At 60.3% G+C, this 12366-nt stretch carries 12 protein-coding genes; 8 read left to right on the top strand and 4 right to left on the bottom strand.

Going from position 1 to position 12366, the window contains the following annotated elements; translation table 11 throughout:
• Window positions 1–2 precede the first annotated feature (2 nt).
• Window positions 3–905 carry a helix-turn-helix transcriptional regulator gene (locus MSNKSG1_RS15145; protein WP_008940167.1) on the bottom strand — a complete coding sequence of 301 codons (903 nt, stop codon included), beginning with the start codon at window positions 903–905 and terminating at the stop codon, window positions 3–5.
• Window positions 906–1169: 264 nt separating this feature from the next.
• On the opposite strand from MSNKSG1_RS15145, the gene MSNKSG1_RS15150 reads away from it, so the two are divergent.
• From MSNKSG1_RS15150 to MSNKSG1_RS15185, 8 genes are all read left to right on the top strand, one after another.
• On the top strand, window positions 1170–2453 hold the full coding sequence (locus MSNKSG1_RS15150; protein ID WP_008940168.1) for an MFS transporter: 1284 nt from the start codon (window positions 1170–1172) through the stop codon (window positions 2451–2453).
• A gap of 150 nt (window positions 2454–2603) precedes the next feature.
• A complete protein-coding gene (locus MSNKSG1_RS15155; RefSeq protein ID WP_008940169.1) occupies window positions 2604–3032 on the top strand; it encodes a MarR family transcriptional regulator in 429 nt (142 codons plus the stop codon).
• A gap of 12 nt (window positions 3033–3044) precedes the next feature.
• Window positions 3045–4436, top strand: a complete 1392-nt coding sequence (locus tag MSNKSG1_RS15160; RefSeq protein ID WP_040886969.1) for a DHA2 family efflux MFS transporter permease subunit — start codon at window positions 3045–3047, stop codon at window positions 4434–4436.
• Between the two features lie 239 nt (window positions 4437–4675).
• Complete coding sequence (locus MSNKSG1_RS15165; protein ID WP_008940171.1) at window positions 4676–5245, top strand: TMEM165/GDT1 family protein; 570 nt, start codon at window positions 4676–4678, stop codon at window positions 5243–5245.
• A 50-nt stretch (window positions 5246–5295) separates the two neighbouring features.
• Entirely contained in the window at window positions 5296–6363 is a 1068-nt protein-coding gene (locus tag MSNKSG1_RS15170; protein ID WP_008940172.1) for a L,D-transpeptidase family protein, read from the top strand.
• Window positions 6364–6409: 46 nt separating this feature from the next.
• Window positions 6410–7162 (top strand): SDR family oxidoreductase, encoded by a 753-nt coding sequence (locus MSNKSG1_RS15175; protein ID WP_008940173.1) that lies wholly within the window; start codon window positions 6410–6412, stop codon window positions 7160–7162.
• Between the two features lie 27 nt (window positions 7163–7189).
• The gene (locus MSNKSG1_RS15180; RefSeq protein ID WP_406564601.1) at window positions 7190–8587 is read left to right on the top strand and encodes an NfeD family protein; all 1398 of its coding nucleotides are present in this window, start codon (window positions 7190–7192) and stop codon (window positions 8585–8587) included.
• Window positions 8588–8627: 40 nt separating this feature from the next.
• Window positions 8628–9416 (top strand): slipin family protein, encoded by a 789-nt coding sequence (locus MSNKSG1_RS15185; RefSeq protein WP_008940175.1) that lies wholly within the window; start codon window positions 8628–8630, stop codon window positions 9414–9416.
• A gap of 62 nt (window positions 9417–9478) precedes the next feature.
• On the opposite strand, the gene MSNKSG1_RS15190 is transcribed toward MSNKSG1_RS15185, so the two are convergent.
• From MSNKSG1_RS15190 to MSNKSG1_RS15200, 3 genes are all read right to left on the bottom strand, one after another.
• Window positions 9479–9760, bottom strand: coding sequence for an Lpp/OprI family alanine-zipper lipoprotein (locus MSNKSG1_RS15190; protein WP_008940176.1), 282 nt, complete (start codon window positions 9758–9760; stop codon window positions 9479–9481).
• 196 nt (window positions 9761–9956) lie between these two features.
• Window positions 9957–10505 (bottom strand): L,D-transpeptidase family protein, encoded by a 549-nt coding sequence (locus tag MSNKSG1_RS15195; RefSeq protein WP_008940177.1) that lies wholly within the window; start codon window positions 10503–10505, stop codon window positions 9957–9959.
• Window positions 10506–10610: 105 nt separating this feature from the next.
• On the bottom strand, window positions 10611–12335 hold the full coding sequence (locus MSNKSG1_RS15200) for a potassium/proton antiporter (protein WP_008940178.1): 1725 nt from the start codon (window positions 12333–12335) through the stop codon (window positions 10611–10613).
• Between the last annotated feature and the right edge of the window lie 31 nt (window positions 12336–12366).

The raw sequence follows: 12366 nt of genomic DNA on the forward strand, positions 1-12366 counted from the left end.
GGTCAGCAGAGGCCCGCGACTGCCTTGAGCGCCCTCTCCCGGCGGCTGCCGAAGCCAAGCTGGTCAGGATTGGCCAGTTCCAGTTGCTGGATCAGCGGGTCCGGATGCTGGTTGTCAAAGGCAATACCCAGTTGCGTCAGAACGTAGGGCGCCAGCGCGGCCCGTGTCCGGATCTCGAGGCGACCACCGGTCATCCCGTAATCCCGGGCGATGATGTCTCTCTGCGGTGGTGTCAGACGCTGGTCCGGGGTTACGAGCAGCACAACCTGACGATTCCAGTCCTCATCCTGGTCGCGAGTGTGTCTGGCACGCTGGCGCAGGGCTTCCGGTGCCTGACGGAAGCGGGTCAGGGCAAAATCCCGGAATTCACGATTGGAGTCGCACCAGGCGCGCAGATGCCAGTTGGCGCCGTTACAGACCAGGGTATGAGGCTCGATAATGCTTTCCACCGGTTCTGGCCGGCTCAGCGACGTATAACTGGCTCTCAGTCGCCGCCCATTCCGGGTAGCGGTTACCACCGCCCGCATGGTGTCGGGTGAGATGGCCTGGTTCGGGGCCTGGACCACGTGGCTGTCAGGCAATCCGATGTTGAGGGTATCCACGGTGTGGCTGAGATTCTGCTGGCGAGCCAGCAAATCCACATATTCACTGACCTGGCCACTGGTGACCACCGGTCGAAAATCCGGTGCAGGAACGTAACCCTTGAGATGGCGGTCGTATACCAGGTTGCCTGGCGCGAGCTCGCGCAGGTAGGTGTTGATGTCCTTTGACGCCTGCTGGCGGCCGATACCGAAACCGTGGCAGATGTGATTGGTGGTCAGCCGACCTTCCCAGTAAGCGACGGTTTCGATCAGTCGATATCGAAGCAGCAGATCCCAGCGGATGGGCCAGTCCGTTTTTTTCATATCCAGGGTGCTCGTTGGAATCGTTTGGAAACGTGAATTTATGGTACCTGCTCCCGGAGTTCGGGTCTGTTACGGCCCATTAATAATGTAAAATCATGTAAAAGCAATCTCTGTGCACGAATGCCTTTCCATATCGGCAATTGCCTAGTGGTGCCCCTATCCGGTTGCTGTTCTAATGCCGTGCCCGGCAATTCCGGGTTCCTGCTGCTATGTTGTTTTCCATATCCGACTGTTGCCGTAAGACGTGTTCTGGAGCCCGTTGTTATGACCCGTATGGTCACTTCCCTGTCTGCTCTGATTCTGAGTATCGTGCTTCTGGTAAGCGGCAACGCTTTTCTGATGACCCTGCTGGGCATCCGCCTGAGTATTGAACAGATTCCGCCCGATGTGATTGGCTGGGTGCTGGTGTGTTATTCCATCGGATTCGTGCTGGGTACGCTTTACGTGCACCGAATCATTGGCCGGGTGGGCCATATCCGCGCCTTCGCAGCATTGGCAGCACTGGCAGCGGTGGTTTCCCTGATGTACCCCATGGCCGTATCCACGGTGTTCTGGGCGGTCTTGCGGGTCCTGTCCGGGTTTGCCGTTGCCAGTGTGCTGGTGGTCATCGAAAGCTGGTTTTCCAGTCGTGCCACCAATGCCAACCGTGGTGCCCTGTTTGCCGTCTACCAGATCGTTTTCTATCTGTCGGCCGCCAGCGGACAGTTGCTGGTGAACGTCGGTGATCCGGCCAATTTCATGCCTTTCTCCCTCGCCGCGATTCTGTTGACCCTCGCGCTGGTACCTTTATCACTGACCCGTATGGAGGCTCCGGCTATAGAGCAGGTCAGTCGCCTCTCTTTCTTTGTCCTCGCGCGGGAGTCCTTCACCGGCGTAGCGGGTGCCCTGATCTGCGGTATCCTGATCGGCGGCTTCTATGCCCTCGGTCCGGTCTACGCCACGCTCACCGGGCTGGATGTGGCCCGCACCTCCACGTTCATGGCCAGTGCCATTGTGGCCGCCATGATTCTGGCCTGGCCTCTGGGCCGGCTCTGCGACCGTTTCGATCGTCGGCGCGTTATGTTCTGGGTAGCGCTGACGGGGGCGGCGGCTGCCGGTGCAGTCGGACTGCTTGGCGCATTGAACCTGTGGCTTCTGACCCTGCTGGTCGGTGTGTTTACCGGCCTGTCGGCGACCGTCTACCCGATTGCCGTGGCGATCACCAACGACCGGATGGAAAGTTCCCGGATCGTATCTGCCAGCGCGACGCTTCTGCTGAGTTACGGCGTTGGCAGTGTCATCGGCCCCATTGTCCTCGCCGAACTGATCGGTGTGGTCGGTCCCCGGGGGCTGTTCCTGGGTGATGCTATCGTTCTGATCCTGCTGGCGGTTATTACCAGTTACCGGATCAGCCATACGGAAGATGTCGCTGTCGCCGATCAGGAACATTTCGTGCCGGCCATGCCGGAGTCCTCTCCGGTGCTCACCGAGCTGGATCCGCGTAACGAGGACTTTCATCAGTCTCCGGAAGCGTACACCATGGCGCAAGAGGCCGAGCAGGCCAGATAAACGGATCGTAAGGTGATATTTTTGTATCGGCATCTGTTTTTTTTCAATGGTTAGCATACTATTGGTAGCTATCTGATAATGTAAGCATAGGCTTTGTTGCGGTACGGACCGCACTGACAGTCATTTCCTCTCGGAAAGGAGCGATAGTTCATGAGAGAACAGTTTCCATTCGCGGTGGCACGGGTTACACGTCGCTGGCGCAAGATGCTGGATGAGCGTTTGAAGGATCTGGGCGTTACCCAGGCTCGCTGGAGCACCATGGTGTACCTGCAGCAGGGTGGTGAAGGCCTGACTCAGAGAGAACTGGCCAGCCTGATGGCCATCGAGAACCCGACGCTCGTACGTCTGCTCGACAGCCTGGAACAGCAGGGGCTGATCGAGCGCCGTCCCTGCCCCAACGATCGTCGGGCCCGCCGTCTGCACCTGACCGATGCCGGCCGTTCCTTTATGGACGACCTGTCCGAGCGAGCGGCGAGGTTGCGTGAGGAAATGCTTGATGGTGTCAGCGATGAGGACATCGAGGTGAGCCTGCGTGTTTTCCACAAGATCATGGAAAATGCGGAAAAGCAGAAATCATAACGGAGCCCGGACCTGTCGGATAATACGGTAGAGGGGCTCCGAGCCCGATACGGCGAACGCTGGCGCTGGCTGGCGGTGATCACGGTGATGCTGGGCACCATGGCGACGGTGCTCAGTGCCACCGTCGTGAATGTTGCGCTGCACGACATCATGGTCGAATTCGGCATCCGCCAGGGACAGGTGCACTGGCTGGCCACCGGGTTTATCGCGGCCATGACCACTACCATGCTGGCGTCGTCCTGGCTGCTGGACCATTTTGGCGTTCGCAAGACTCTCGCCTGTGCCATGACGGTATTCACCGTCATATCCATTGTCGGTGGTTTTGCCGATTCGCCGGCGCAGCTGATCGCGGCCCGGGTGGGCCAGGGAGCGATGGCCGGGTTGATGCAGCCCATGGGCATGTACCTGGTGTTTCGGATTTTTCCCCGGGAGCGCCGGGGCCAGGCGATGGGCATCTACGGCATGGGCGTGATTCTGGCGCCGGCCCTGGGGCCGGTGTTGGGTGGGTTCCTGGTGGATGAGATGAACTGGCGTTATGTCATGTTCGCACCTGCCCCGGTGACGCTCATCGGCGTGCTGATGGCGTGGCGCTTCCTGCCGCTCCCGCCTTCCCGCCCGGAACCCTACCGATTTGATACGCCGGGGCTGCTGCTCCTGGGTGCCACCATCGGGCTGGCTCTGGATACCCTGAATCGCCTGCAGGAGCTGGCGGGGCAGGAGTGGCGGATCGGTGTTCAGGCCATTGTCGTGCTGGTGCTGCTGACGCTCTTCGTGATTCGGGAGCGATCGACCCGGCACCCGCTGGTCAATCTCGCGCTGTTGCGCATGCCCTCTTTCCGTAATGCCAATCTGGGTGCCATGGCTCTCGGGCTTGCCCTGTTCGGGTCGACCTATCTGGTGCCCCTGTTTGTCCAGACCTCGCTGGCCTTCTCCGCCACGGAAGCCGGACTGCTGATGCTGCCCGCAGGCATCGTTCTGGGGATGACCTTTCCGCTGGCCGGTCGGCTGGCGGACCGGCAGAGTGCCCGCAGTCTTGTGGTTTTCGGGATCGTGATGTTTGCCATCTCGGCGACGCTGTTCGCCATCTCCGACAAGAGTCTGGCGTTTGGCTGGCTGGCGTTCTGGACCATCCTCGGCCGCATCGGTATCGGATTCATGTTGCCGGCGCTGTCGACCGGTGCCCTGAATCCCCTGGCGCCGGAACAGCTGGGCGCAGCGTCCAGTACCATCAATTTCACCCGGCAACTGGGTGGCGCGTTCGGGGTGAACATCGTTGCGTTGACGGTCGAGTTCGGCGAGCACAGCGATGGACTGCCCACCATTGATGCCTTCCACAATGCCTGGTGGCTGGTCGCGGCCTTCGTTGCGCTCGCGGTGGTTCCGGTCTGGCGAATGCGCGCCTGAGGTCGGTTGCGCGCTTCAGGGTAATTGGCTAGCATAGCCCCTCCTTCAGGGGAGTAGCCTCCGTGCCGTCGAATATCGTCGGCCGGACGATGGTCAACATACTTGGAGCTCAATCTCCATGGTCATCGTGTCCCGCATTGTATCGTTGCGGGTCTGGCAAGACCTGAGGCAGATCACCTCCAAAGGGCGGAAGGTGCGCTGTCTCATGTCTGACTTTCCGCCCTGGAGCTGTAATCTTCATGGACGCATTCCTCGCCTCGACGGCCGCCGTTGCCATTGCCGAAATCGGTGACAAGACGCAACTGCTGTCCCTGTTTCTGGTTGCCCGTTACGCCACCCGGCTGCCGATCATCCTGGGCATTCTGATCTCCACCATTCTTAATCACGCCCTTTCCGCATGGTTCGGTGCCTGGGTGGCCAGGTGGATTCCCGATGCGTGGCTGCCCTGGATACTGGCGGTGAGTTTCGTTGCCATCGCGCTGTGGTTGCTGGTGCCGGACAAGGACGACAGTGAAGACTCCAAGTTCCTGGGCATGGGCGCCTTCATGGCCACGACCATCATGTTCTTCCTGGCGGAGATTGGCGACAAGACCCAGGTCGCGACCGTGGTCCTGGCGGCCAAATTCGATGCGACGTTATGGGTTATCATGGGAACCACCGTGGGGATGTTGCTGGCCAACATACCGGTTATCATGGCGGGTCGCTGGTTGATGGAGCGGATGCCGATGGCAACGGCCCGGATCAGTGCCAGCATCCTGTTTGCGATCCTCGCCGTGGTCACCGTCTGGACCACCGTGGTGAACTCCTGAGCACACCCACTGTCATGGGTTGCGAGAACGAGAGATTTCGGAACGACATTATGCAGTTTGGACATTTCTGGAAATGCCTGGTTTTTCTGGCGCTGGTATCGCCGCTGGCCCAGGCCACGCCTCCCAAGGAGCAAAAACAGGAGCAGGATGCTGCGTCGGCCCAGTCCGAACCGGATCGCACGCCGCGGGTACCGACCTTCCGCATTGACGGCGATCTGGCCGGCCACCTGCAGTCGTTCAAGACACATTATGAGGATACGTTCGCGTCGATCGGCAGCCGACTGGCGCTGGGGTACCTGGAGCTGGTCAAGGCCAATCCCGGCGTGGATCCCTGGCTGCCCGGTGAAGGAACCACCATTACCCTGCCGCGGCAGTATGTGATTCCGGACGACTTCCGGCGAAAAGGCATTGTGATCAATCTGGCGGAATACCGGCTCTACTATTTCACGGACGATGGTGACGTTCAGGTGTATCCGGTAGGCGTGGGCACCGACGAGAATCCCTCACCGCTGACCGATGCCAAAGTGACCATGCCCCTGGAATCGCCCGCCTGGTACCCGCCCAAAAGTATCCGTGCGGCGGCCGAGGCCTCCGGCGGGTATCTGCCCAAAATGATTCCGCCGGGACCGGACAACCCGCTGGGTACGCACGCGCTGCTGCTCAGCGAGAAGGGTTACCTGATTCATGGCACCAACAAGAAGTTCGGCGTCGGTACGCCGGTCAGCCATGGTTGTTTCCGGATGTACAACGAGGACATTTCCCGCTTCGTCTACCAGGTGGACAAGGGCACGCCGGTCCAGATCGTGCGCGATCCCGTCAAGATCGGGATGTCGGAAGGTGAGGTCTGGCTGGAGGTTCACCGCCCGCACGAGAAATACCCACAGGAAGAACGGGATCTGCTCTGGCAGAAGGTCACCGAGGAAGTCGAAGCATTCCGGAAAAAACATCCCGGTGTGGAGATGAAGCGGCGAGCGATCGAGCTGGCGGTCGACCAGGGAGCCGGTATTCCCACCATGATCGGCGAGCAGGTCGCGCGTATGGCGGCGGATGACACGGCCGAGAAAAAAACGCCGAAAAAGGCGGAAAAATCCGATGGCGGGTCTGAACTGTATTTCTGAGGCCCGGTGCGGGTGACGGACACAATAACGATAATGAGGAGAATCCATGAGTCGCACCATTATGATCACCGGAGCCAGTTCCGGCCTCGGCGAAGGTATGGCCCGGGAATTTGCAGCCCGTGGTGATAACCTCGCGCTGTGCGCCCGACGGACCGAGCGTCTGGATGCCCTGAAAGAGGAGTTGCAGGGGCGTTACCCGGGGCTGACGGTCAGTGTCCGTGCGCTGGACGTGAACAATCACGATCAGGTCTTCGATGTGTTCCGCGCGTTCCGCGATGAGTTCGGCACCCTCGACCGGATCATCGTCAACGCCGGGATCGGCAAGGGGCAGCCCCTCGGCACCGGAAAATTCCGGGCCAACCTGCAGACCGCCGAAACCAATTTCGTGGCGGCGCTGGCCCAGATGGAAGCGGCGATGGAGATTTTCCGGGAACAGAACCGGGGTCATCTGGTGACGGTGTCTTCGGTGACGGCCGTTCGAGGGCTTCCCGGGAACGTCACCACCTATGCCGCGACCAAATCCGGTCTGGCGGCACTTTCCGAAGGTTTGCGGGTCGAACTGAAGAAATCCGGCTCACCGATCCGGGTAACTACGCTGTATCCGGGCTATATTCGTACCGAGATCAACGAAAAAGTGAAGAATACCCCGTTCATCGTGGACGCCGAAACCGGCTGCCGGGCCATGGTGAAAGCCATCGAATCGGGGCGCAGTGAGTGTTTCGTGCCAGGCTGGCCCTGGACGCCGATCGGTTTCATTCTGAGGCGTTTGCCGGAGTCGATGCTGGCAAAAATTTTCTGACGACCGCGGAGACGTGCCATGCAAGGAATGCCGTTGGCCAGATCCAGATCCCCCGGGAGGCGTCTCGCCTTTGCGCTGGTTGCCCTCCTCGGAGTGCTCCTGGCTGGTTGGTCGCTGTTCCAGGATCTGTCCGCCCAATCCGGTCCCCGTCAGGCGTTGGTCCTGAATGTTGAGGGTGCCATCGGTCCGGCGACCATGGATTATGTGACCCGGGGTATACGGCGCGCCGAATCGGCCAACATGGCGCTGGTGGTGCTCCGGATGGATACCCCGGGCGGCCTCATGGAATCCATGCGGGGCATCAACAAGACCATCCTGTCTTCCGAGGTTCCGGTGGCCACCTACGTGTCGCCCCAGGGAGCCAGAGCCGCCAGCGCCGGCACCTATATCCTCTACGCCAGCCACATTGCCGCGATGGCCCCGGCAACTCACCTGGGTTCGGCGACACCGGTCCAGATGGGCGGGTTGCCCGGAACCGACCCGGGTACCCCGGCCGATCAGGAACAGGGAGGCAGCGACGGAAAGACCGCCATGGAGCGCAAAATCCTGGAAGATGCGGTGAGCTACATCCGGGGCCTGGCGGATCGCCACGGGCGCAATGCAGACTGGGCCGAAGCGGCGGTGCGGGATGCCGTCAACCTGGGTGCCAAAGAGGCACTGGAACAGAATGTGATTGATGTCGTGGCCCCTGACATGACGGCCTTGCTTGCCAGTATCGACGGCCGCACCGTGACTCTGGCAACCGGTGACCGGGTGCTCCATACCGCGGGCTTGGAGCTGGTGAGGGCGGAGCCGGACTGGCGGACCCGTCTGCTGTCGGTGATTACCGATCCCAATGTTGCCTATTTCCTGATGATCATCGGTTTCTACGGCATCATTTTCGAGCTGGCCAGTCCCGGCGCCATCTTTCCCGGTGTGATCGGAGCGATCTGCCTGGTGCTTGCCCTGTTTGCCTTCCAGGTGCTGTCGGTGAATTACGCCGGTCTGGCGTTGGTGTTACTCGGTCTGGCCTTTATCGTCGGAGAGGCATTCGTGCCCAGCTTCGGAATCCTGGGGATTGGTGGCATCGTGGCGTTTGTTGCCGGCTCGGTCATCCTGATGGATGGCACCCACCGGGACATCTCCCTGCCAACCGTGGGAGGAACGGCGCTGGTGGCCGCGGGCTTCATATTGTGGACGGTGACCCGCTTCATGGGGCTCCGCAAGAAGCATCCGGTGATTGGCGCCGAGCAGATCGTTCACGAGCAAGGTACCGCCCTGGATGAGTTTTCCGCCGCTCATGGTCATTACGCAGGCCATGTGCGAATCAGCGGTGAGCGCTGGAAGGCGCGGAGTTCCACGCCGGTGGCGGCCGGGGACCCGATCCGGGTGACCGGCATCGATGGATTGACGGTAACCGTCGAGGTTATTCAGGAGGCTGACTGACCCGGCGTTCATGTGTTCTGTGTGAACAAGGAGAGACCCTATGATCGGCAATCTGATTCCCTATCTGGCACCGGCGGTGATTCTGCTGCTGATTCTGGTGTCAGCCATCAAGATCCTGCCCGAGTATGAACGTGGTGTGGTGTTTTTCCTCGGCCGCTTTCAGGGGGTTAAGGGCCCCGGGCTGATTATAGTGATCCCCGGCATCCAGCAGATTGTGCGCGTGGATCTCCGGGTGATTGTGCTGGATGTGCCCAGCCAGGACGTCATTTCCAAGGATAACGTGACGGTTCGCGTGAACGCGGTGCTGTATTTCCGGGTGGTCGATCCTGAAAGGGCCATCATTCGGGTTGAGGACTACAACTCGGCCACCAGTCAGCTGGCTCAGACCACCCTTCGTTCAGTCCTCGGCAAGCACGATCTGGACGAGATGCTGTCGGAGCGGGACAAGCTCAATGCGGATATTCAGGAAATCATCGATTCCCAGACCGAGGAGTGGGGTATCAAGGTTGCCAATGTGGAAATCAAACACGTCGACCTGAACGAATCCATGATCCGCGCCATTGCCCGTCAGGCCGAAGCTGAGCGGGAGCGGCGGGCCAAGGTCATACATGCCGAGGGTGAGCTGCAGGCGTCGAAGAAACTGGTGGAAGCCGCTCAGGTGATGTCCGCCGATTCAGGGGCCATGCAACTGCGCTATCTGCAAACCATGGCGGACATGAGCGGCACCAATGCCTCGACCATCATGTTCCCGATGCCGATGGATCTGCTCCGGCCGTTCATGCAAAAACCGGCGAGTGGCAAGGGCACTGCCACCGAAAAAGACGCCTGACCGGGAATTCGGGCACAAAAAAAGGCCGGACTGACCGGCCTTTTCTACTGGTCTTCCAGGCCTTACTTCTGGCTGGAAGTCTGCAGCATGCGCTTGGCGCGCTCGTTGGCCTCGTCAGCGGCCTTCTGGGCTGCACGGGCAGCGGCCAGAGCTTCTTCAGCAGTCTGCTGGGCAGTGCGTGCAGAGCTTGCAGCGCTGTTCGCAGTGTTCATTGCGTTTTCAGCGGTCTGCTCGGCGGAGCTGGCAGTTGCGTTTGCTTCGTCGATGGCGCCCTGGTCGGTGGTGGCACAACCTGCAGTCATGGCAGTGGCCAGTGCAAACCCGGCGATCGTCAGTTTACGCATGGTAAATCCCCTTATTGGTCGAGTTATTTCCTGAGTTCCGGAAGTCAGTATAGACCACTTCCTGATTAACCGGCTCCGATGGATGTTTTCCACCGAATCGTAAAACAGTGTAAATCACACACCGGCGAAATGTTAACTCAGTATAGGTAAATTTTTATTCCCTATGACAGCAACTTAATCGTTGCGTCATTTCTCTTCACGGCAAAATGCGGATCGGGGTTCCATTGGAAACCAGTTGCCAGATCTCATCCATGGCCTTGTTGTTGACCGCGATGCAGCCATCCGTCCAGTCAAGCCCCTCGAAGGCAAAGGCCATGTCGCCGGCATTATTCGGCAGGCCATGAATCATGATGCTGCCACCCGGATCCAGCCCCCAGGCCCGCGCCAGCTCCCGGTCGTGGGCACTTGGATAGGAGATGTGGATGGATTTGTAGAAGTCACTGTGGACGTTTCGCCAGTCCAGGGTGTACTCGCCTTCCGGTGTTCTCTCGTCACCCTCGTACAGTTTATGGCCTTGCGGATTGTCTCCCAGGGAAATGCGGTAACTGTGGATGATCTTGTCATTGGCCATCAGGTACAGGCGGCGTTCGCCCTTTTTTACCACCACCTGGGTAATGTCAACGGTGCCGGCTTTGGCCGGCATACGGGAATCGGCCCTGGCGATCAGATCTGCGGAAGCCGCCGGCAACGACCAGAACGTGAGGCTGATGATCAGGGAGAGGAAAATGTGTTTGCGGAGGCCCATAACTCTGACTTACCAAAGATTCATCTTTTCAGGCCCTTTATATCACAGGCTCACGCCGGCCTGTTAAGGGGTTCTGTTACGTTTTTTGGCCATGTCGTTCTTCCATCAAACATTTTGTGAACTGTCCATCTTCAGGCCCACTTTTGTAACCCGGTCAGCCTCGGTCGCGCGGGCCACCAGGGTGACCGGGCCGAGCGTGACCGTATCACCAACGACGGGATGCCCTTTGGTGCGCCGGGAAAAGCATTCCGCCAGGGTGATCTCCGGAGCCAGTTCGTCAAACTCGATGCCGTAAACCTGTTCCACATCCCCCAGCAGAGCGTCGCCGTTGAGTACGAAATCCCCGAAAAAGGCCCGTTCGGCCAAATATTCCGGTGCATGACGGCCACTGAGAGCCTTGCCAAGATCCGGCAGGACGGCAGGGGTGGCGAACATGGCCACCATGTCGCCACTGGACACTTCGAGGTCCGCTTTCGGTTGCAGGCATACCCGGTTACGGAACACGCCGGCCACCGCCGTGTGCTCCGGAAAGCGCATCTGGCTGAGCTTTCTCGGGGTCTCCCAGTTCTTGCCGCGCAGGGGGAACAGCATCAGTTCATGGTCCCCGGCTGCCGGTGCATCCAGGGGCAGGCGCCGGAACGGATCATCGCCCGCGGGCACCTCCAGTCGCATCTTGCGGGCAAGCGGAGCCATGGTCGTGCCCTGGACAATCAGGGACACCAGTACGATGAAGAACGCAGCGTGGAAGATCAGTTGGGAGTCGGGGAGACCGGCGATGATCGGAAACAGCGCGAGCACGATCGGCACCGCGCCCCTGAGCCCCACCCAGCTGATAAAGCCCAGTTCGCGGGGTTTGAATCCGAATGGCCAGAGCGTGGCCAGAACGGTCACCGGACGGATGACGAAGATCAGGGCCAGTGCCAGCACCAGGCCGCTACCGGCGAGCGGCAGCAATTCCGAGGGTGTCACCAGCAGGCCGAGCATCAGGAACAGGCAGAGCTGCGCCAGCCAGGCGAGGCCATCGTGAACCTGCAGGATCATGGGCATCATCCGGACCGGGCGGTTACCGATGACCACCCCGGTCAGATAAATCGCGAGAAAACCGCTTCCGCCCAGGGCGTTGGTCGCCGAAAACACCGAAATGCCGGCGGCGGCCACCAGCAGGGGATACAGGGACGGCGTCAGACGAATCCGGTTGGCCAGTTCCACCACCGCATAGCCGCCTACAATCCCGGCCACCCCGCCAATGCCGAACTGTTTGACCAGCATCATCAACGCAGACCAGGTGGCACCGTCACCGTGATTGCCAATCAGCGCAACCAGCATCAGGGTCAGGAAGATGGCCATCGGATCGTTGCTGCCGGATTCGATTTCCAGAGTGGCGCTGACCCGTTCGTTGAGATGCAGGCCCCGACCCTGCAGCAGCGAGAAAACGGCCGCGGCATCGGTAGAGGAAATAATCGCGCCGATCAGCAGGGCGGTCAGCCAGTCCAGGTCGAAGGCCCAGTGAGCGACCACCGCGGCGCCCGCGGCGGTCATGAAAACCCCGACACTGGCCAGGACCAGGGCCGGCCTCAGCCCGACCCGGAAGGTTTCGGCCCGGGTGCGCATACCCCCGTCGAGCAGGATGACGCCGAGGGCAAGGTTGGCGATCACGAAGGCCAGTTCAAAATTGTCGAACTTGATGCCGCCGGGGCCGTCCTCGCCCATGACCATGCCCACGATCAGGAAAATCAGCAGCACCGGCATGCCGACGCGACTGGACAGGGGGCTGAGCACAATGCTGATCACCAGCATCAGGGCGCCGACAAGGGTGAGGGTTGGATCCATTCAATCTCCAGACAACGCTTGCCCATACTGG

Source organism: Marinobacter santoriniensis NKSG1 (assembly GCF_000347775.1).
Classification (GTDB): Bacteria; Pseudomonadota; Gammaproteobacteria; order Pseudomonadales; family Oleiphilaceae; genus Marinobacter; species Marinobacter santoriniensis.

Bases quoted from the DNA above. Each gene is read 5' to 3' on its own strand.
- MSNKSG1_RS15145 (WP_008940167.1), bottom strand. From the start codon at position 905: ATGAAAAAAACGGACTGGCCCATCCGCTGGGATCTGCTGCTTCGATAT.
- MSNKSG1_RS15150 (WP_008940168.1), top strand. From the start codon at position 1,170: ATGACCCGTATGGTCACTTCCCTGTCTGCTCTGATTCTGAGTATCGTG.
- MSNKSG1_RS15155 (WP_008940169.1), top strand. From the start codon at position 2,604: ATGAGAGAACAGTTTCCATTCGCGGTGGCACGGGTTACACGTCGCTGG.
- MSNKSG1_RS15165 (WP_008940171.1), top strand. From the start codon at position 4,676: ATGGACGCATTCCTCGCCTCGACGGCCGCCGTTGCCATTGCCGAAATC.
- MSNKSG1_RS15170 (WP_008940172.1), top strand. From the start codon at position 5,296: ATGCAGTTTGGACATTTCTGGAAATGCCTGGTTTTTCTGGCGCTGGTA.
- MSNKSG1_RS15175 (WP_008940173.1), top strand. From the start codon at position 6,410: ATGAGTCGCACCATTATGATCACCGGAGCCAGTTCCGGCCTCGGCGAA.
- MSNKSG1_RS15180 (WP_406564601.1), top strand. From the start codon at position 7,190: ATGCCGTTGGCCAGATCCAGATCCCCCGGGAGGCGTCTCGCCTTTGCG.
- MSNKSG1_RS15185 (WP_008940175.1), top strand. From the start codon at position 8,628: ATGATCGGCAATCTGATTCCCTATCTGGCACCGGCGGTGATTCTGCTG.
- MSNKSG1_RS15190 (WP_008940176.1), bottom strand. From the start codon at position 9,760: ATGCGTAAACTGACGATCGCCGGGTTTGCACTGGCCACTGCCATGACT.
- MSNKSG1_RS15195 (WP_008940177.1), bottom strand. From the start codon at position 10,505: ATGGGCCTCCGCAAACACATTTTCCTCTCCCTGATCATCAGCCTCACG.
- MSNKSG1_RS15200 (WP_008940178.1), bottom strand. From the start codon at position 12,335: ATGGATCCAACCCTCACCCTTGTCGGCGCCCTGATGCTGGTGATCAGC.